Raw genomic sequence first — 20,530 nt, forward strand, 5'->3', positions numbered from 1 at the left:
CGATCCTTCGGCGCATATTTCAGGCATATGACATTTTTCAGGAGCATGCATGACCGCCAAGTATTATTCTCCACACGGTGGGCACCCTGGTCAGGAGCAATTGCTGACTGACCGCGCCGTATTTACTGACGCTTATGCAGTGATCCCAAAGGGAACGATGCGGGATATCGTGACCAGTTTTCTGCCGTTTTGGGACGACACCCGCTTATGGGTGATATCCCGCCCGCTAAGCGGCTTTGCCGAAACCTTTTCGCAATACATCATGGAGGTTCAGCCCGGCGGTGGCTCTGACCGTCCTGAGACCGATCCCGAAGCCGAAGGCGTTTTGTTCGTGGTCGAAGGCACAGCGACCTTGACGGCCGACGGCACGACCCATGAACTGACGCCCGGCGGCTATGCCTACCTGCCCGCTGAATGCAACTGGACCTTACGAAACCGAGGCGGTGAGACCCTGCGCTTCCATTGGATTCGAAAGGCTTATGAAGCGGTGGAAGGGCTTGACCGCCCGGACGTTCTGGTTCTCAACGAAAATGAGATCACGCCGACGCCGATGCCCGGAACCGACGGCAAATGGGCCACGACGCGCTTTGTCGATCCAAGTGACCTGCGGCACGATATGCACGTGACCGTGGTGACTTTCGAGCCCGGCGCCGTCATTCCTTTCCTTGAAACACATGTGATGGAACATGGTCTGTATGTTCTTGAGGGAAAGGCCGTCTACAGGCTGAACAATGATTGGGTAGAGGTCGAGGCCGGCGATTACATGTGGTTGCGCGCGTTCTGCCCGCAGGCCTGTTATGCGGGCGGACCGGGTAAGTTCCGTTACCTGCTGTACAAAGACGTGAACCGTCATATGGCCCTGCGGCCGGGACCAGCGGCTTATCCGCAGCACCGGAGCCTCAAGACAGCGGCGCAGAAATAGTCCCGCCGATGGCCAGAGTTAACTGACGCGCCGCCTCGATGACGGGGCGGCTTAGGCGCGCGATTTCGGCTTCGCTGACGCGGCTTGTCGGTCCGGATACCGAAATCCCGGCTACAGCCTCTCGGTTGATATCGAAAACCGGCGCAGCGATACATCGCATACCCGCGTTTTTTTCTTCGTTGTCTATCGAGAAGCCCTGTGCCCTGACCATGGCAAGATCTTCTTTCAGCGCGGCCGGGCTGGTAATCGACCGGTCCGTGAAGGCCCGCAGTTCTGTCTTGGCCAACAGCCGGTCCAGCCGATCTTCATCCATATATGCCAACAAAGCTTTCCCGATGCCCGATGCGTGCATCGGAGACAGCGTGCCCGGTGGGAAAAACGCCCGGATGCTGGCATGGGTTTCAACCTGGCTCAGGAACAACACCATTCCTTCTTTTTCGACCCCCAGGTTTGCGGTCTCGCCGGTGGCCTCCATCAGCTTTCGCATCACGGGTCGGGCCCGGTCCACAAGGCTGGTGCGACGCAGGAAGCGCGAGCCGATTACGAACGCACGAGGACCGATGTGCCAGACCTGCTCGTCATGATCGAACTCGACAAGTCCCCTGCCCTCTAGTGTAACGAGAATTCGGTAAACTGTGGCGGGCGACTGGCCCATTTCGTCGGATAGCGCGGTTAACGCCTTGCCCTGCGCTTCACTCAAATACTCAAAAACTTCCATCGCACGGTCGAGAGATTTGATCGTGTTTTGCGCTGTCTTGTCGTCCCATCCTCGTGGTCTTCCACGGGCTTTTCTGCGGACTTCGCGAGTATTGTCTTGAGAATCCATAAAAACCCTTTGATCATTCGTGAAAGACTAATTCATGATATGAAAAATATAAGGCTCTGACAATTATAAATTAAATTCAAAACGTGGTGTTTTGAAAGGCTTTTTCAAAAATATATCGGGCAGAGCGGCTAGAACTTATTGTGTGGTCAACGACGGAAGGAGACCACCCATGAGCTTTCAAAATCCCGTTTTCATTCCGGGCCCGACCAATATCCCCGAAAGCCTGCGCAAGGCTTGCGACATGCCCACGATCGACCACCGCTCGCCGCTGTTCGGGCAGATTCTGCACCCAGCCCGCGCGGGTGTGCAAAAAATTCTGAAAAGCGACAGCGCCGAAATCTTCATTTTCCCGTCGACCGGAACCGGAGGCTGGGAGACCGCGCTGACCAACACCCTGTCGGCCGGTGACAAGGTTCTGGCGGCGCGCAACGGCATGTTCAGCCATCGCTGGATCGATATGTGCCAGCGCCACGGTCTGAATGTCGAGATCGTCGAAACCCCTTGGGGCGAAGGGCTGCCAGCCGATCGTTACGAAGAGATTCTGACCGCCGACACAAGCCACGAAATCAAGGCTGTTCTTGCCACGCATAACGAAACGGCGACCGGTGTGAAATCGGATATTGCCGCTGTACGCAAGGCTCTGAATGCTGCCGGGCACCCCGCAATGCTGTTCGTCGATGGTGTTTCATCGATCGGATCCATGGATTTCCGTTTTGACGAATGGGGCGTTGATGTGGCCGTCACGGGTTCGCAGAAAGGGTTCATGTTGCCTGCGGGCCTTGCCATCGTCGGGTTCAGCCAGCGGGCAATGGACGCGACCAGCACAGGGACCCTGCCCCGCACCTTCTTTGACGTGCACGACATGGCGAAAGGCTATGCCAACAGCGCATACCCTTACACACCTGCGGTTGGCTTGATGAATGGCCTCAATCAGGCCTGTGACATGCTGCTGGGTGAAGGTTTGGAAAACGTCTTTGCCCGGCATCACCGTATTGCCGAAGGCGTGCGCGCCGCCGTGGGCGCCTGGGGGCTGGACCTGTGCGCAGCGAACCCTTCGGTTTATTCTGACACCGTCAGCGCGATCCGTACGCCAAACGGTTTCAACGCCACCGATATTGTCACGCACGCGGCCGAAAAATACGGCGTTGCCTTCGGTGTCGGTCTTGGCGAAGTCGCGGGCAAGGTATTCCGCATCGGGCATCTGGGAAGCCTGACGGATGTCATGGCCCTGTCCGGGATTGCCACCGCTGAAATGTGCATGGTCGACCTGGGCCTGAACATCCAGTTGGGCTCGGGCGTGGCGGCTGCGCAGGAATACTATCGCGGTCATTCGGGCGCCATTCAAAAGGACGCCGCGTGATGAAGGACTGCAACATGTATATCCCTACCTACGAGGACATGCTGGCGGCACATGATCGGATTGAACCTTTCATCCGCCGCACACCGGTCCGCACATCAGACTATCTGAACGAGCTATCCGGTGCACAGCTGTTCTTCAAATGTGAAAACTTTCAGGAACCGGGCGCCTTCAAGGTTCGCGGCGCTGCAAACGCCGTGTTTGGCCTTGACGACGAACAGGCCAGGAAAGGCGTCGCAACCCATTCTTCAGGCAACCACGCCTCGTGCCTGTCCTATGCGGCAATGAAGCGGGGCATACCGTGCAATGTCGTCATGCCGCGCACAGCGCCACAGGCAAAGAAAGACACGGTGCGGCGCTATGGTGGGAAGATCACGGAATGTGAGCCCTCCACCTCGTCGCGCGAAGCAACCTTTGCCGAGGTTCAGGCCGCCACGGGCGGGGATTTCGTCCATCCCTACAACGATCCGCGCGTGATTGCCGGGCAAGGCACCTGTTCGCGCGAGTTCATCGAGCAGACCGATGGTCTGGATGCGGTTGTCGCGCCTATCGGCGGCGGCGGCATGGTGTCCGGCACCTGTCTGACACTTTCGACGCTCGCCCCGGAAACCGCGATCATCGCGGCGGAACCGGAACAGGCCGACGATGCCTATCGCAGCTTCAAGGCCGGCCACATCATCGCGGATGACGCACCCAAGACGATCGCCGACGGGCTGCTGGTGCCGCTGAAAGAGTTGACCTGGCATTTCGTGTCGAACCACGTATCCGAGATTTACACGGCATCAGAGCAAGAGATCATCGACGCGATGAAGCTGACGTGGAAACACCTTCGGATCGTGATGGAGCCATCTTCGGCCGTTCCGCTGGCCACGATCCTGAAGAACCCGGACGCATTCAAAGGCAAGCGTGTCGGCCTGATCATAACCGGGGGTAATGTCGATCTGGACAGGCTGCCCTGGCTGAACGCGTGACATCAATCCCGACATAGGAATACGGAAATGAAAGATATGACCAATCTCGACGAATTCGAAGTAGGCTTTGACATTCCGGCCAAGCCCGGAATGGATGAAGAAGATATCCAGACCCCCTCTCTTGTGCTGGATCTCGACGCGCTTGAACGCAACATCAAGAAGATGGGCGACTATGCCAAGGCGCACGGCATGCGCCACCGCGTGCATGGAAAAATGCACAAATCGGTAGACGTGGCCAAGTTGCAGGAGAAGATCGGAGGCGCCGTGGGCGTCTGCTGCCAGAAAGTTTCAGAGGCCGAGGTGTTCGTGCGCGGCGGCATCAAGGACGTTCTGGTGTCGAACCAGGTGCGTGACCCCGCCAAGATCGACCGTCTTGCCAGCCTGCCAAAGCTGGGCAGCCGCATTATCGTCTGTGTCGATGATCTGGACAATGTCGCGGATCTTTCAGGCGCGGCGGTGGATCACGGAACACAGTTGGAGGTCTTCGTCGAAATCGACTGCGGCGCTGGCCGGTGCGGTGTAACGACAACATCCGACGTGATCGAAATCGCCAAAGCGGTCGAAGCAGCCGAGAACCTGAAATTCACCGGCATACAGGCCTATCAGGGGGCCATGCAGCACCTCGACAGCTATGAAGCGCGCAAGGAAAAGCTCGACACCGCCATTGCCATGGTAAAAGACGCAGTTGAGGGCCTCAAAGCCGAAGGCATCGAGTGCGAATTGGTCTCGGGCGGTGGCACCGGTTCATACTACTTCGAGTCCAACTCGGGCGTGTACAACGAACTGCAATGCGGGTCCTACGCCTTCATGGATGCCGATTACGGCCGTATCCTGGACAAGGACGGCAACCGGATCGATCAGGGCGAGTGGGAAAACGCCTTCTTCATCCTGACCAGCGTCATGAGCCACGCCAAGGCGGACAAGGCGATCGTCGATGCGGGCCTCAAGGCGCAATCGGTGGACAGCGGTCTGCCCGTTATCTTCGGCCGAGATGATGTCGAGTACATCAAATGTTCGGACGAACACGGCGTCGTCATGGACCCGAACGGTGTGCTGAAGGTCAACGACAAGCTCAGGCTGGTTCCGGGGCACTGCGACCCAACCGCAAATGTACATGATTGGTATGTCGGCGTTCGCAACGGCAAGGTCGAGACCGTCTGGCCCGTATCCGCCCGCGGACGCGCTTATTGATCCGAACTTGCCGTGTTTGGGAGGGCTGGCTCGGAAGCAGCCAGACAGCCGCCCGCGTGTATGCTCTCCTTCCGGCGGTGGCACGCGGGCGCACGAATGTTTGATTGGAGAATGAAATGCTGATCGTACCCGAGCGTGAGATCGCTGACCTTATGACCCGACAAGCGGCTTTTGACGCGGTCGAACAGGTCTTTGCCGCAATGGCGTCCGGCGACGCCTACAACTTCGCTGTCGTGCGTGAAGCCATCGGGCACGAAGATGCACTGTACGGCTTCAAAGGGGGGTTTGACCGCGCCGGCCTGACGCTGGGACTGAAGGCGGGCGGCTATTGGCCGAACAATCTGGAAAAACGCGGGCTGATCAACCACCAGTCCACCGTTTTTCTTTTCGACCCCGACACCGGCAAGCCATCTGCGATGGTCGGCGGGAACCTTCTGACGGCCCTTCGAACGGCGGCAGCATCATCGGTATCGATCAAGCATCTCGCACGCAGGGACGCCAAGGTCATAGGCATGATGGGCGCTGGCCACCAGGCAGCCTTTCAGCTTCGCGCGGCTTTGGAGCAGCGCGCCTTTGAAAAGATCATTGGCTGGAACTACCACCCCGAAATGCTGCCGAATATCGAGAAGGTCGCCAATGAAGCCGGCGTTCCGTTCCAGGCGGTCGAGCTTGACGAAATGACTGAGGCGGATGTGATCATTTCGATCACTTCGGCCTTTGCGCCCTCGCTGATGGCAAACCATGTCAGCCCCGGAACTCATATCGCCTGCATGGGCACGGACACCAAAGGAAAACAGGAAGTCGAAGCCGCCCTTCTGGCCAGGGCCAGCGTGTTCACGGACGAAGTCGCGCAATCCGTCAGCATCGGCGAAGCGCAGCACGCGGTGGCCGAAGGCCTGATCCAGGAAAGCGACGTGGCGCAGCTTGGCGCGGTCATCAACGGCACCGATCCGGGCCGGATATCGGACAATCAGATCACGCTGTTCGATGGCACGGGTGTGGGCCTTCAAGATCTTGCGGTCGCCGCGTCCGTGGTTGACCTCGCCGTTCGGAAAGGGGTCGCGATCGAGGTCGATTTCTGAAGCCAGACGGCGTCACCTTCTTGGGCATTGTCTCGGCGGTCCTTTTGGGCGAAGAGCTTTTGACAGCAGATCTCCATTCAATGGTGACCAAACAATGAAACGCGGCGCGCCTAGGCGCGCCGCTTCATGTTTTTTCCAGAACGATCAGTGTATCACGCCGAACGCATCAGACGTGGTCGTCTTGCTCGATGGACCCAAGACCATGTCCGGCCATACCGCCCGAGACCTCTTCCGTCGCTTCGTCGGAAAGTTCTTCGGGAAGCACCAGATTCAATACAATGGCGATGACGGCGGCGGGCAGGATTCCTGATGTCGCCAGAACCTTCAATGTGCCGGGCAAGTATTGCAACGCGTTGGGTTCCAGCTGCAAACCCAGTCCAAGGCTTAGGGCGATTGCAAAAATCACCATGTTGCGCCGGTTCCAGTTCACGTCCGACAGCATCGAAACCCCTGCGGCAACAACCATGCCGAACATCACGATCACGCCGCCGCCAAGAACCTCAATCGGAATGGACGAGATTATCGCCCCGATCTTTGGAATAAGCCCGCAAATGATCAGGAAAACCGCGCCGATGGTCACGACCATGCGGCTCATGACTCCGGTCATGGCAATCAACCCGACATTCTGGCTGAACGACGTGTTCGGCAGCGCCCCAAACAGACCAGAGATCGCAGTACCAAGACCATCAGCATAGGTCGCGCCCTGTATTTCCTTGTCGGTAGCTTCTCGGCCAGCGCCCCCCTTGGTGATACCGGATACGTCCCCAACGGTTTCAACGGCGGAAACAAAGGACATTGCACAGAAACCGATGATGGCCGCGACCGAAAATTCAAGGCCAAAATGCAAGGGGTTCGGCAGTGCAAAGGATGCCGCGTTGCCGACGTTGCCCAGATTCACCTGGCCAAGCAGGAAGGCCACGGCGTATCCGACCAGCAGTCCGATGAGAACCGCCGACACCGACAACATGCCCCGGGCAAAGAATTTCAGGCCAAGCGTGACCACGATTACGGTTCCTGCCATGAACCAGTTCAGACCCGAGCCATATTCCTCGGTGCCTATGGCGGGTACACCGCCGGCGGCATATTGAATGCCGACTTTGACAAGGGCCAGGCCGATCATGGTCACCACAAGGCCTGTAACCAGCGGCGGAAGAGCAAAGCGAATGCGCCCTATGAACAGCCCGAGGCAGGCGTGGAACAAGCCACCGACAACGACCCCGCCCATCAGGACGGCAATTGCGTCAACGCCCTTGCCAACCACCAGTGGAATCATGATCGGGATAAAGGCAAACGATGTTCCCTGTACGATCGGCAGCCGGGCACCGACCGGGCCTATGCCAACAGATTGAAACAACGTGGCGACGCCCGCGAAGAACATCGACATCTGGATCATGTAGATCATCTGCGGGAAATCGGGGCTGTTCGAGCCAAAGCCGAAACCGGCCGCGCCACAAACGATAATGGCTGGCGTGACGTTGGACACGAACATCGCCAGCACATGCTGAATTCCAAGCGGCACCGCCTTAAGCAGCGGCGGAGTATAATTCGGATCGCGGAGTTGTTCCGGCGATCCGATGGATGCATCTGACATTTGGTCTTTCCTCCCTTGAGGTTCGCAGCCGGCTCCTCTTCCGGCAACGCGCCTCATTCTGTGATTTCAAACGCCTCCTCGAACCAATGCTCTTCGAGGTTGGGCCCGGCTCCAATTCGGTCGACCACCGCAAAAAGTCCGGGCGCATGAAGCGGGGTCAGAACGCCATGCCAAGTGTTGCGATGATAATTCACTCCCTGTCCGGGCGCTGTTTTGAAGGCGATGGGCCGACCGGGTTTTCCGTTTTCATCCGGGGCCACAACCACGACAAATGGTTTCTCCGACAAAGGCAAAAAGGCTTGGCTGCCATCCGGATGGCGTTCAACCATTTCCAACTTGATCGGCAGGCTGAAGGCTTCGGACTGAAACACACTGATACCCGCGCGCCCATCGTGGAAATCCAACACGGCCCGGTCGTGATAGCGGGCGCATCTGCCCTGATTTATAAGCTTGTCCACCCGGCCAGCCGCCTCGATGACATCGCCAAATGGTGCAAATGCCTCTGACGTCAAGGGACGGAGTTTCAAGCCAGCCGTCATTGCGCGAACTTCTCGATCAGACGCAATTCGGCAATGCGCTCGACCTGACGGCAGGCTTCGGCAAATTCGCTGTCGCGGTCATTGTCGATGCGACGGCGAAAGGCTTCCAGAATGCTGGCCTTGGTGTTGTCTTTGACGGCAATGATGAAAGGAAAGCCGAACTTGGTCGTGTAGGTTTCGTTCAACGCCGTGAACGTTGCGCGTTCTTCATCGGTCAGCATGTCCAGACCCGCACCGGCCTGTTCCGCGGTGCTTTCCTTGGTCAGGCGGCCGGCGGCGGCCAGCTTGCCAGCCAGGTCCGGGTGGGCTGTCAGAACGCCAAGGCGCTGCTCGGGCGAGGCGGAACGGAACACACGCGCCAGCGCGTTGTGGACACCAGCGGCATTGTCATGCGTCGGGCTCATTTCCAGTTCGTACGCACCTTCGGCAATCCACGGGCTGTGCTCGAACACGCCGCCGAATTCCGACACAAAGGTTGGTCGATCCATTTTGGACGGGGTCAGACATTGCACCGGCGGGTGTTCAATGGCCCAGTGTTCGGCAATCTGCTCGCGCGTTGCGAACCAGACACCTTCGTGTTTCCTGAAATAATCAAGTGCGCGTTTTAGCGCCATGGCGCGACCGGGGCGACCGATCAGACGGCAGTGCAACCCAATCGAGAGCATCTTGGCCGCGCCCGCCTCACCCTCGGAATAGAGCATGTCAAAGCTGTCTTTCAGATAGCTTTCAAACTGTTCCCCATTGGTGAACCCCGCCTGAATTGCAAAGCGCATATCGTTACAGTCCAGTGTATAGGGCATGATCAGTTGATCCTTGCCCCCTGCCTTGATCCAGTATGGCAGATCGTCGGCGTAGCTGTCGGCGATATAGGCAAAGTCGCCTTCCTGAGCGGCCAATTCGACCGTATTCATCGAACAGCGGCCCGTATACCAACCACGGGGCGGCTGACCTGTAACCTCTGTATGCAGGCGGATTGCTTCGCGGATCTGGGAACGTTCTTCTTCTGCGCCCATGTCCTTGTGTTCAATCCACTTCAAACCGTGGCTGGCGATCTCCCACCCGGCATGCTTCATCGCCGCAACCTGTGCAGGTGCACGCGCCAAAGCGGTTGCAACACCGTAGACGGTAACAGGCAGATCCTGCAAAAGGCGATGCACGCGCCAGAACCCCGCGCGGCTGCCGTATTCATAGATCGATTCCATGTTCCAATGCCGTTGCCCCGGCCAAGGGGCGGCTCCGGTGATCTCGGACAGAAACGCTTCGGATGCGGCATCGCCGTGCAGAACGTTGTTTTCACCGCCCTCTTCGTAATTCAGCACGATCTGAATGGCGATTTTGGCGTCGTTCGGCCAGTTTGCTTTGGGAACTTGCCCACCGTAACCGGTCATGTCTCGTGGATAAGGCTTCACATCGGTTTCCTTCTTCTTGAATTGATCAATACCCCAGATAATCAAAGATGTTTTTCAAAAAATGCAGAAAGCAGCTTCCCACAGACTGCCTTTGCTCCTGGATGCGAAAACAGACTAGTAACTGTATAACTTGAGGAGTAGCGCAAATGACCGGTTACCTTACAACACATGTTCTGGATACGGCCCGGGGGTGCCCCGCCGAAGGATTGAAAATCGAACTGTTCCGCATTGAAGGTGCAGACCGCCAGTTGCTGAAAACTCTGTTCACCAATGACGACGGCAGGACCAACGAACAAATTCTGCCCGAAGCAGAGTTTTCAACAGGTGACTACGAACTTGTCTTCCATGCCGGGGATTACCTTGATGCCTGCGGCACACCACCTGAAAACCCGCGCTTTCTGAACGTCATCCCGATCCGGTTTGGAATGTCCGAACATTCGCATTACCACGTGCCTCTGCTGCTTTCGCCCTTCGGGTACTCGACCTATCGCGGCAGCTGAGCGACCTACCGGGCCGTATTTGCCGCCGCAATCGACGACCCGATGCGTTCGATTATGAATTCCATGAAAAGCCGCGTTTTGGGGTCCTGCATACGGCGGTGCGTAAACAGACATGCCATCTGAATCGGTTCTGGCGGCGTCTTTTCCGCCACCGGAACCAATGTCCCGGCCTTGAGATGTTGAGCGATCTCAAAAATCGGCTTCAACGCGATACCATGTCCGCCAAGGGCCCAGTCTGTCAGCACGTCGCCATCGTCTGACTCGTAGCGCCCGGAAACCCGGAACCGTTTTGGCCCCGTATCGGTCCTCAAAAGCCATTGAAACTCGGTCGCGCCCGGGAACCGCAAATTGAGACATTCGTGCTCATCAGCGATCAACGCGTCCCCGCTTTCGGGCATCCCGCGCCTTTTGATGTATTTCGGGGATGCACAAAGCACTCTTTCGACATCCGCGATCTTGCGAATACGCAGGTTGCTGTCCTCTGGCTGACCAAGAAAAAATGCCAGGTCCAGACCTTCGGTTGTCAGATCAACCTTTCGGTCGGTCAGCCTTAACCGGACGTTCACCTCGGGGTACTCGGCAAGAAACTTCGGGACCTGCGGCGCAATCAACCGACGCCCGACTCCCAACGGCGCCGCGACATAGAGTGACCCTTTCAGGTTTTCGGTCAGATTGACGATCTGGGCTTCGGCACTTTCGACCGCTTCAAGGATCTCTGCCGCGCCGCGATAGAAAGATTTTCCCTGCTCGGTGGGCGTCAGGCTGCGTGTCGTGCGTTGGAACAAACGCACGCCAAGATGCTCTTCCAGTTGCGATATACGCGCCGACGTGACGGCTGGCGAAACCCTCAGATCACGGCCCGCGGCGGACATGCTGCCCAATTCATAGACCCGGACAAAGGTTCTGATGTTATCAAGGTAGGACATTTTTTTGCATTTTTTGATACTGCTTGGTCTTTACCAGCAATACCAGAGCAAAACACACTCGCATAGAGTAACCGGAAGCAAAGAATCTTAGGAGCAAAGCCATGTATGACTTGGCCGTAATGTGGGAGTGGATCGCCTTTTCCGTCCGCTGGCTGCATGTGATCACCGCGATGGCGTGGATTGGGGCGTCATTCTACTTTATCGCGCTGGACCTCATGCTAAAGCCGAACCCTGCCCTGCCGGACGGGGCCTACGGCGAAGAATGGGAAGTACATGGCGGCGGCTTCTACCACACTGTCAAATACCTGGTTGCGCCCTCGCGCATGCCCGAGCACCTGACCTGGCACAAATGGCAGAGTTACACGACCTGGCTGTCTGGTGCGGCGTTGCTCATGATCATATACTGGGTTGGTGGCGAGCTGTTCCTGCTTGATCCAACCAAAGTGGACCTTGCGCTGTGGCAGGGGATTCTGATTTCCGGCGGATCGCTGACCATTGGTTGGCTTCTCTACGATCAGATGTGCAAATCCAAGCTGAGCGATCACCCCACCGCTCTGATGCTGCTGTTGTTCGTGATCCTGGTGATCATGTCCTGGGGTTACAACCAGATCTTCACCGGTCGTGCTGCGCTTTTGCATCTTGGCGCCTTCACTGCAACGATCATGACGGCCAACGTGTTCTTTCAGATCATGCCGAACCAACGGATCGTGGTCGAAGACCTCAAGGCCGGTCGGACGCCTGATGCCAAATACGGCAAGATCGCCAAGGTACGATCCACGCATAACAACTATCTGACTTTGCCGGTCGTGTTCCTGATGTTGTCGAACCACTATCCACTTGCTTTCGGCACCGAGTATTCCTGGATCATCGCCAGCCTGATCTTTCTGACGGGCGTCACCATCCGTCACTATTTCAACACGATGCACGCAACTGGGAAAGGCCCGCACTGGACCTGGGGCGTGACGGTTCTGCTAATGGTCGTGATCGCTTGGCTGTCTTCGGTGAGAAACACCGAGACATGGGAAGACGCCGAAGCGCGCGAGCTGACACTATACGAGCAGAAATATGCGTCCGCCGCGGGCTTCGAAGATGCCTATGACACGGTCTTGGGCAATTGCTCGATGTGCCACGCCCGCGAGCCGGTGTACGGCACCATGAAATGGGCCCCGAAGAAAGTTTACCTTGAGACACCCGGAGATGTGGCCCGACATGCTGACCAGATCTATCTGCAAGCCGGGATCAGCCACGCAATGCCGCCACCATCGGCAGTGCAAATGGATGAAGAGGCACGCCAAACCATCATCGCATGGGTGCGTGAAGTCAGAAACCATTAGGCGCGTGCGCGCGAAACCATGACAGCGAACCGGGCCGTGATGCCCGGTTTTTCTTTATGCGAAAAAGCGTTTGCTGTGCTGTGCGATATGTTCGACGAACAGGCGCACCTTGGGATCTTGCAGCTTTTTGTGCGGATAAAGACACCCGAAAATCGTTGGCAAGGGGGGCGTCTCGGGCAGGACCTCGACCAGCCGTCCATCCTCGAGAAACTCCCGCACGTCAAAGCGCGGCTTGTTGACGATCCCACGACCGGACAAGGCCCAGTCGGTCAGAACATCACCATCGTCTGCGTCGTATTTGCCGCCAACTTCAAGCTTTCGCGGCCCCATGTCAGTGCGAAGAGTCCAATAGTATTCCGGAGACCTAGGATAACGCAGCAACAGGCAGTTATGGGGCATGTGCAACAAATCATCCGGTGTTTTGGGCGTCCCAAACCGCGACAGGTAATCGGGCGAAGCGCACAGAACACGATCACAATCCGCGAACTTCCGCAGTTTCATGGTTGAATCGCCAGGCTCTCCAATGAAAAAGGCGATGTCCAGACCGTCGGCCAGAATGTCCACCTTGCGATCGGACAGGCGCATGCGAATCTCTGTTTCCGGGTAACGATCCGAGAATTCCGGCACCAGAGGCGCAACGATTCTGCGCCCGACACCCAAAGGCGCGGTGATGCGGATCGCCCCCCGCGGCGCGTCGGAAAAGCTGGCGACACGCGCTTCGGCGTGATCAAGCGCCAGCAGGACCGCCTTGGCTTCATCGTAGAAAACCGTCCCCACTTCGGTTGGGGTCATCGATCGGGTGGTTCGGTTGAACAGCCGCACACCCAGATGGTTTTCAAGCTCTTTCAACCGTTTGCTGGCCACCGCCGGGGTCAACCGAAGATCTCGCCCGCCAGAGGTGATGCTGCCCAGCTCCATCACGCGGACAAAAACACGCAGACTTTCGATGTAAGACATTGGATCCTCCCAGCAGCGAAAGAATGCGGTATAGCCCCATCTTTTTCAACGATCTGTTGAAAGTATTTGCCATTTGCAGCGATTTTCCATCTCAATCTTTGCTCCTATGGTTCCACTGACCACCCTCCGGAAGGCAGGGGTAGAGGGAGAATTCCATGACGCATCGCACCCACATCCAATTTGTCCTCAATGGCAAGGATGTCTCCGTCCCAGACGTGTCGGCAGGCCAGACACTTCTTGATTTCCTGCGCCTGGAACGCCGACTGACAGGAACGAAGGAAGGCTGCGCCGAAGGCGACTGCGGCGCGTGCACCGTGCTTGTCGGACGGCTTGGGCGCTCGGGCCTGCGCTATGCTCCGGTCAATGCCTGTATCCGGTTTCTTGCCTCTGTAGACGGCTGTCATGTCGTGACGGTTGAACATCTGTCTGGGCCTCAAGGCCGGCTGCACCCGGTTCAACAAGCCATGGTCGATCACCATGGCAGCCAGTGCGGGTTCTGCACACCGGGCTTCGTCATGGCCCTCTATGCGCTTTGGATGCAAACTCCGGAACCGACCGAAGTACAGGTTGAAACCGCATTGCAGGGCAACCTGTGCCGCTGCACAGGGTATGAGCCGATCATCCGAGCGGCCATTGCCGTCAGCCGCTACGGCACCCCGACATCTGATCATCTGAACACCGAACGCGAAACCATGACCGCGCGTCTGGCGGCCCTGAAGGACGGGCGGCGCGTGGTCTCCGGACCCGAAAACAACCTGAGCATTCTGCCATCCAGCGTCGATGATCTTGCCGAATGCCTGCAAGCTTATCCAAACGCCACGATCGTGGCCGGAGCCACCGATGTGGGCCTGTGGGTGACCAAGTTCCTGCGCGACATTGGCCCCGCCATCTTCACCGGTCATCTCGAAGACCTGAAAACAGTCGAAAGACAGGGGTCTCTCCTCCTGATCGGTGCCGGCGCCAGCTACACCGATTGCCAGGACCTTCTGTCTGAACACCTGCCACACCTGTCCTCCTACTGGGATCGCATCGCAGGGTGGCAGGTGCGGAATATGGGAACCGTAGGTGGGAATATCGCCAACGGCTCACCCATCGGGGACACGCCGCCGGTTCTCATCGCGCTCGGCGCGGAAATCACTCTGCGGCGCGGTTCCGAACGCCGAACCCTGCCTCTGGCTGACTTCTTCATCGACTACGGCAAGCAAGACCGCCAACCCGATGAATTTGTCGCAAGCATCCGCGTGCCCCTGCCCCGACCCAATGATCTGGACGCTGCATACAAGATTTCCAAGCGGCGTGACGAGGACATCTCTTCCGTCGCTGCGGGTATCCACATGACGATCACAGACGGCACCATCAGCAATGCGCGCATTGCATTCGGCGGCATGGCCGCCACGCCCAAGCGTGCGGCTGCGGCCGAGGCGGCGCTGAACGGTCAACCCTGGGCGCGCGACAGCTTTGAAGCCGCCGCCGAGGCGCTGGCACAGGATTTCTCACCTCTGACCGATTGGCGTGCATCGTCCGACTACCGGATGCTGACCAGCCAAAACTTGCTGCGTCGGTTCTTCCTCGAAAATGACGCCAAAACCGACACCCCCGTTCAACTGGCTTGCGCCTAATCAGGAGACGAGAAAATGAAAGATAACGTTTCCATCATCGGATCAGCCCACACCAACGTCAAACATGACAGTGCTATCAAGCATGTCACCGGGCGGGCCGACTACACCGACGATATTGCTCAGCCCGAAGGCACGCTGCACGCGTATCTCGGGGTCTCTGACGTCGCGCATGCCAAGCTTTTGGACATCGATTTCACCGACGTTCTGGCCACGCCCGGCGTTGTCGGTGTGCTGACCGCAGACGATGTGCCGGGGGCCAATGATATCAGCCCGACACATCTGAACGATGAACCGGTTTTCCCGACCGATGCCATTCAGTTTCATGGGCAGCCTTTGTTTGCCGTTGTTGCCGAAACCCGCGAAATCGCGCGCCGGGCCGCAGAACTGGCAAAGATCAACTACGAAACCCTGCCTCACGCGCTGGACCCGATTGCCGCGCAGGAAGCCGGATATCCGCATGTCACAGCCCCCCTCAAGCTGGAACGCGGCGACGTCGCCCCGGCGCAGACTGCGGCACCAAACCGGATCAAAGGCCGCATGAATGTTGGCGGTCAGGACCACATGTACCTCGAAGGTCACATCGCCTTTGCCATTCCGGGTGAAGACGATGATGTGGTCGTACATTGCTCCACCCAGCACCCGTCCGAAGCGCAGCATATGGTGGCGCATGTCCTTGGGGTACCGTCCAACGCCGTTGTGGTTAACGTTCGCCGCATGGGCGGCGGATTTGGCGGCAAGGAAAGCCAGATGAACCTGTTCTGCGCGGTTGCCGCCATGGCCGCCAAAAAGTGGAACCGCGCCGTGAAAATCCGCCCTGACCGGGATCAGGACATGACGGCAACCGGTAAGCGCCATGATTTTGTGATCGATTACGACGTCGCCTTTGACGATGATGGCCGCATTCAAGCAGTCGAAGGCAGCTTTGCCGCGCGTTGCGGATTCTCGGCAGACCTGTCGGGACCTGTCACCGACCGGGCGCTGTTTCACGCGGACAACGCCTATTTCTATCCGAACGTCCGTCTGAACAGTCATCCAATGAAAACCAACACGGTGTCGAATACCGCGTTTCGAGGATTTGGCGGCCCGCAGGGTGTGATCGCGGCAGAGCGGATGATCGAAGAGATTGCCTATGCCACCGGGAAAGACCCCCTGGATGTACGTAAGGCGAATTTCTACGGCACCAAAGACCGTAACGTGACGCCGTATCACCAAGTGGTCGAAGACAGCATCCTCGACCGGCTGATCGGAGAGTTGGAAGAGACATCGGAATACCGCCAGCGCCGTCAGGACATAATTGAATTCAACAAGACATCGCCAATCCTGAAAAAAGGCATCGCGCTGACACCGGTCAAGTTTGGCATTTCGTTTACCGCGACCTGGTACAATCAGGCTGGCGCTCTGGTTCATGTTTACAATGACGGTTCGATCCATCTGAACCACGGTGGTACCGAAATGGGGCAAGGTCTCAACACCAAGGTTGCGCAGGTCGTGGCCGAGGCCTTTCAGGTTGACTTCAGCCGGATCAAGATTACCAAAACAACCACCGAGAAGGTTCCGAACACCTCGGCCACTGCAGCCTCCAGCGGGACCGATCTTAACGGCATGGCCGCGTTGAACGCGGTCGAGCAGATCAAAGCACGTCTGGTGAAATTCGCCGCCGAAACCTGGAATGTCGCCCCCGAAGAAGTGGCCTTCCACGCCAATCAGGTGCATATCGGCGACGAGGTTCTGCCCTTCGATGTGTTCATCAAACAGGCCTATCTGGCGCGCGTGCAGCTCTCGGCGGCCGGGTACTACAAAACACCGAAAATCCACTGGGATCGGGCCAAGGGACAAGGCCGTCCGTTCTACTACTACTCCTACGGCGCGTCGTGTTCAGAAGTGACGATTGATACCCTTACAGGCGAATACCGCGTGGACCGAACAGATTTGTTGCACGACGTCGGACGCTCGCTGAACCCTGTGCTCGACAAGGGGCAGATCGAAGGCGCGTTTATTCAGGGCATGGGATGGCTAACCACCGAAGAGCTTTGGTGGGATGATGCCGGCCGTCTGCGTACCCATGCTCCGTCGACATACAAGATTCCGCTCGCGTCAGACCGCCCGCGTATCTTCAATGTGAAACTTGCCGATTGGTCGGAAAATCGCGAGTTGACCATCAAACGGTCCAAGGCCGTTGGCGAGCCGCCGTTCATGCTGGGCATTTCGGTGTTTGAGGCCTTGTCGATGGCCGTAGCCTCTGTAGCTGACTACCGCGAATGTCCGCGCCTTGACGCGCCAGCCACCCCCGAACGTGTGCTAATGGCAGTTGCGCGGCTGCAAGCGGGGCCCTGAGCCATGACTGCCCCCGGTTCCCTTAGCGAATTCCTGTCCACGCAGCACAGTGTGATCTGCATTGCGCTGACACGCGTGCGCGGGTCGTCGCCGCGCAACGAAGGGACCGAGATGTTCGTGGCACCCAGGGCACTGTGGGGAACCATCGGTGGTGGCCAATTGGAGTTCATGGCCATCAACGCCGCCCGCGACATGCTGCGCGACGGGGTGTTGCATCAGGATCTGGATGTGCCGCTTGGCCCCGAAATCGGCCAGTGCTGCGGTGGGCGGGTCGAGATGAAACTGACCCGCATGCGTGCGTCCGACAAATGGGCCGCCACAGAGCGCGCGACCCAGCGCGACGAGGCTTTGCCACACGTCTATGTCATGGGCGCGGGCCACGTGGGACGCGCTTTGGCCAATCAGTTTCAGCATCTGCCGGTGCGCTGCATCCTCGTCGACACCCGACCCGAAGAGGTCGAGCTTTGCACAGCCAATGTCGAAACCCGGGTCAGCGCGATTCCCGAAGCCGAAATCTGGCGCGCGCCCGCAGGCAGCGCCTTTGTCGTTCTGACCCATGATCACGGGCTGGATTTCCTGCTGACGACCGCCGCGCTGGAACGAAAGGATGCCGCTTATGTAGGGATGATCGGGTCCGCCACAAAGCGGATAAAGCTCAGGAACTGGGCGCAGAAACACTGTGACGGACAGTCCATCGAACATTTGAAATGCCCCATCGGGGCTAGCGGTAGCCGCGACAAGCGGCCCAGCGTCATCGCCGCCTTCGTGGCGGCCGAGGTGATGGCTGAATTGACCTCTGAAACTGCCGCGACCGCCCTGACCGGGGCAAACCAGGCACCCCTGCGGGGCCACCATCACGACCGGAAAGGGAGATCGGCCTGACACCTGTCGGGCCAAACCGGTCACATCAGAGGAGGAGACCGTCATGGACGGGAGGACCTATGAATACAAGCTGTTTACCCGCAGCGATTTCAGCGCTTTCTGGGCGCTGTTTACCGACAACCTTGTCAACCTGCTGATCCTGTCCGGGGTCTGCCAATTCGTGTTTCAAATGCCTGCGGACATTGTCTTTGGCCGCATCGTTCCCGGCGCTGCCATCGCGATTTTGGCCGGTGTCGCTGTCTACACTTACCTCGCCAAATGGGCGGCAAACGCGCAGGGCAAAGACGTAACCGCGTTGCCCTACGGCATCTCGACGCCGGTTATGTTCGTCTACCTGTTCGGGGTGATCGGACCCATCTATTGGGCGACAAATGATCCAATGCTAGCCTGGCAAGTAGGCATCGGCGCCGGGTTCATGGGCGGCATCGTCGCGGCTCTGGGCGCCGTGGTTGGACCGTATCTCAAGCGGATCACGCCACGTGCGGGGATGCTGGGGACGCTGTGCGGCATTGCCCTGGTCTTCATCGGCTCTGTGCCGCTGGCCGAAGTGTTCGAGAACCCCATCATCGGCTTTACGTCGCTGCTGTTCATCCTCTGGGGTTTGATCGGCCGTTTCCGCCTGCCGGGCAATGTTCCGGCCGGCCTTGTCGCGATTGCTGCCGGTACCGTGATCGCCCTTCTGCTTGGCGAGTCCAAAATTGATGTCAGCGGCATCGGGTTCTACCCGCCGATCCCGTATTTCGGTGACCTGATCGCCGGTGTGCAATACCTGTTCGCCAACCCTGAGCTGTTCCTGGTGCTGATCCCCGTGCAGATCTACAATTTCATCGAAACGATGAACAACGTGGAATCCGCCGAAGCGGCAGGCGACCATTACCCTGTCGGGCTCTGCCAGGTGACGGACGGCGCAGGCACGATGCTGGGTGCTCTGTTTGGTTCGCCATTCCCGACAACCGTCTACATCGGCCATCCGGCCTATAAACGGCTGGATGCCCATGCGGGGTATATAGTCGGTGTGGCCGTTGTAATTGCCGCCGCCGCCTTTCTGGGGTTCCTGTCCTTCCTCGCGGGGCTGATCCCGATCGCCGCAGCCGCACCGGTACTGGTCTTTGTATCAGTCAGCCTGATCACCAACACGGCCTGGGCTGTGAAACCGATGCACATGGCTGCGGTATCCTTCGCGATCCTGCCCCATATCTCGGCCTTCCTGATGGTCAAATGGGGATCGTTGATGAACGCGCTGCGCAGCAGCGGTGTCGAAGGGCTGCCATCCTTGGGAGATCCTGATCTGACCTCGGCCCTTCTGATGGAAGGGGCTCATTACGAGGGGCACCTTGCCCTGAGCCAGGGGGCGATCATCACCGGTCTGGTCTGGGGTGCCATCGTGGCCGATGTGATTGACGGGCGCTTCCGGATGGCCGGCGCGTTTGCTGTCGCAGGTGGGCTGATGTCTTCGATCGGCATCATCCATTCCTACACGCTACAGATGCCTCAGTTCGACGGGATAACCATCGGCTATCTGATCATCGGTGCGTTTCTGTACGTCTACCCGGTGTTCGCCCCCAAAGAGGATCTTGAGCATCGCATCATCGTGCCGGACGAGCCCGACCTCATCGATGACGATTCACCCGCTCAGCAGGCCTGATCGGCAACGGGGCAGTCGAATGGCTGCCCCAGAAACCATCCCTTCCCGTTCAATCGTGGCCGTTCAAGAGGCAGAGTTTGCCCTGCGGTCGCTTGCAGATCTTTCTCCCGCCTATCTCAGAGTGACGGCATGTGGTTCGAATGGGTCTTGCAGAGGATCACCCTTGCGAACCACACATCTGCATCGGCTGGGTCACACAAAATAGACGACCACAGGTGATGTGCGAGGGGTCAAGACCCTCAACTGCAAGCCCCGCAATCGGCCAAGCGTGACGAATTTTGTCGTTTGCAGGCATTTTTGTCGCTTTCCGGCTTGTTGCGCTATGCTGGTGTGAACAAGAATACCTACGTATGAAGAGTTGTTTTCCAAATCCCATGGACCGCCGTGCCACCGGCTGTGACCTTGTGATCCCAGCCTGATCTCAGGGCCTCTGGCCCATATGCAT

General features: G+C 58.1%; 17 protein-coding genes. 11 read left to right on the forward strand and 6 right to left on the reverse strand.

The annotated features are described in order from the left end of the window. Window positions 1-49: 49 nt before the first annotated feature. On the forward strand, window positions 50-922 hold the full coding sequence (locus tag ACR0LI_RS15155) for a bifunctional allantoicase/(S)-ureidoglycine aminohydrolase (protein WP_171724579.1): 873 nt from the start codon (window positions 50-52) through the stop codon (window positions 920-922). On the opposite strand, the gene bhcR is transcribed toward ACR0LI_RS15155, so the two are convergent. Next, window positions 900-1,748 (reverse strand): HTH-type transcriptional regulator BhcR, encoded by an 849-nt coding sequence (bhcR, locus tag ACR0LI_RS15160; RefSeq protein ID WP_480488784.1) that lies wholly within the window; start codon window positions 1,746-1,748, stop codon window positions 900-902. The genes ACR0LI_RS15155 and bhcR overlap by 23 nt on opposite strands. A gap of 169 nt (window positions 1,749-1,917) precedes the next feature. On the opposite strand from bhcR, the gene bhcA reads away from it, so the two are divergent. The 4 genes from bhcA (at window position 1,918) to bhcD (ending at window position 6,349) form a co-directional block, all read left to right on the forward strand. Continuing rightward, complete coding sequence (gene bhcA, locus ACR0LI_RS15165) at window positions 1,918-3,108, forward strand: L-aspartate--glyoxylate aminotransferase BhcA (protein WP_171636428.1); 1,191 nt, start codon at window positions 1,918-1,920, stop codon at window positions 3,106-3,108. Beyond that, complete coding sequence (gene bhcB, locus ACR0LI_RS15170) at window positions 3,108-4,076, forward strand: beta-hydroxyaspartate dehydratase BhcB (RefSeq protein ID WP_171636430.1); 969 nt, start codon at window positions 3,108-3,110, stop codon at window positions 4,074-4,076. Before bhcA ends, bhcB begins: the two co-directional genes overlap by 1 nt. 27 nt (window positions 4,077-4,103) lie before the next feature. Further along, entirely contained in the window at window positions 4,104-5,267 is a 1,164-nt protein-coding gene (gene bhcC / locus ACR0LI_RS15175) for a 3-hydroxy-D-aspartate aldolase BhcC (RefSeq protein ID WP_480718781.1), read from the forward strand. A 116-nt stretch (window positions 5,268-5,383) separates the two neighbouring features. Continuing rightward, window positions 5,384-6,349, forward strand: coding sequence for an iminosuccinate reductase BhcD (gene bhcD, locus ACR0LI_RS15180; protein ID WP_171724584.1), 966 nt, complete (start codon window positions 5,384-5,386; stop codon window positions 6,347-6,349). A 166-nt stretch (window positions 6,350-6,515) separates the two neighbouring features. Here the strand turns inward: bhcD and ACR0LI_RS15185 are convergent, their stop codons facing one another. From ACR0LI_RS15185 to puuE, 3 genes are read right to left on the reverse strand one after another with little or no spacing between them, the layout of a single operon-like run. Beyond that, the gene (locus ACR0LI_RS15185; protein ID WP_210093442.1) at window positions 6,516-7,940 is read right to left on the reverse strand and encodes a uracil-xanthine permease family protein; all 1,425 of its coding nucleotides are present in this window, start codon (window positions 7,938-7,940) and stop codon (window positions 6,516-6,518) included. Window positions 7,941-7,993: 53 nt separating this feature from the next. Then, window positions 7,994-8,479, reverse strand: coding sequence for an ureidoglycolate lyase (locus tag ACR0LI_RS15190; protein WP_171636438.1), 486 nt, complete (start codon window positions 8,477-8,479; stop codon window positions 7,994-7,996). Continuing rightward, the gene (gene puuE / locus ACR0LI_RS15195) at window positions 8,476-9,888 is read right to left on the reverse strand and encodes an allantoinase PuuE (protein WP_480718782.1); all 1,413 of its coding nucleotides are present in this window, start codon (window positions 9,886-9,888) and stop codon (window positions 8,476-8,478) included. Before puuE ends, ACR0LI_RS15190 begins: the two co-directional genes overlap by 4 nt. Before the next feature lie 146 nt (window positions 9,889-10,034). Between puuE and uraH the strand changes: the two genes are divergently transcribed. Further along, window positions 10,035-10,388: a hydroxyisourate hydrolase gene (gene uraH / locus ACR0LI_RS15200; protein ID WP_171636440.1), complete on the forward strand. Its 354-nt coding sequence runs from the start codon at window positions 10,035-10,037 to the stop codon at window positions 10,386-10,388. Between the two features lie 5 nt (window positions 10,389-10,393). Here uraH and ACR0LI_RS15205 read toward each other — a convergent pair whose 3' ends face one another. Next, the gene (locus ACR0LI_RS15205; protein WP_171724587.1) at window positions 10,394-11,314 is read right to left on the reverse strand and encodes a LysR family transcriptional regulator; all 921 of its coding nucleotides are present in this window, start codon (window positions 11,312-11,314) and stop codon (window positions 10,394-10,396) included. Between the two features lie 101 nt (window positions 11,315-11,415). Here ACR0LI_RS15205 and ACR0LI_RS15210 point away from each other — a divergent pair, with 101 nt between their 5' ends. After that, on the forward strand, window positions 11,416-12,648 hold the full coding sequence (locus ACR0LI_RS15210) for a urate hydroxylase PuuD (protein WP_480621021.1): 1,233 nt from the start codon (window positions 11,416-11,418) through the stop codon (window positions 12,646-12,648). Between the two features lie 54 nt (window positions 12,649-12,702). Here the strand turns inward: ACR0LI_RS15210 and ACR0LI_RS15215 are convergent, their stop codons facing one another. Beyond that, window positions 12,703-13,605, reverse strand: coding sequence for a LysR family transcriptional regulator (locus ACR0LI_RS15215; RefSeq protein WP_171724589.1), 903 nt, complete (start codon window positions 13,603-13,605; stop codon window positions 12,703-12,705). Window positions 13,606-13,760: 155 nt separating this feature from the next. Between ACR0LI_RS15215 and xdhA the strand changes: the two genes are divergently transcribed. Genes xdhA through ACR0LI_RS15235 form a run of 4 tightly spaced genes read left to right on the forward strand, consistent with a single transcriptional unit; the run spans window position 13,761 to window position 20,085 of the window. Beyond that, complete coding sequence (gene xdhA / locus ACR0LI_RS15220) at window positions 13,761-15,224, forward strand: xanthine dehydrogenase small subunit (RefSeq protein ID WP_171636448.1); 1,464 nt, start codon at window positions 13,761-13,763, stop codon at window positions 15,222-15,224. Window positions 15,225-15,239: 15 nt separating this feature from the next. Next, window positions 15,240-17,558: a xanthine dehydrogenase molybdopterin binding subunit gene (xdhB, locus tag ACR0LI_RS15225; protein ID WP_480718783.1), complete on the forward strand. Its 2,319-nt coding sequence runs from the start codon at window positions 15,240-15,242 to the stop codon at window positions 17,556-17,558. 3 nt (window positions 17,559-17,561) lie between these two features. Further along, complete coding sequence (gene xdhC, locus ACR0LI_RS15230) at window positions 17,562-18,440, forward strand: xanthine dehydrogenase accessory protein XdhC (RefSeq protein ID WP_171724592.1); 879 nt, start codon at window positions 17,562-17,564, stop codon at window positions 18,438-18,440. 43 nt (window positions 18,441-18,483) lie between these two features. Further along, window positions 18,484-20,085 carry a xanthine/uracil/vitamin C permease gene (locus tag ACR0LI_RS15235; RefSeq protein WP_480490973.1) on the forward strand — a complete coding sequence of 534 codons (1,602 nt, stop codon included), beginning with the start codon at window positions 18,484-18,486 and terminating at the stop codon, window positions 20,083-20,085. Window positions 20,086-20,530: the final 445 nt, after the last annotated feature.

The organism is Ruegeria sp. CL7 (genome assembly GCF_056536445.1).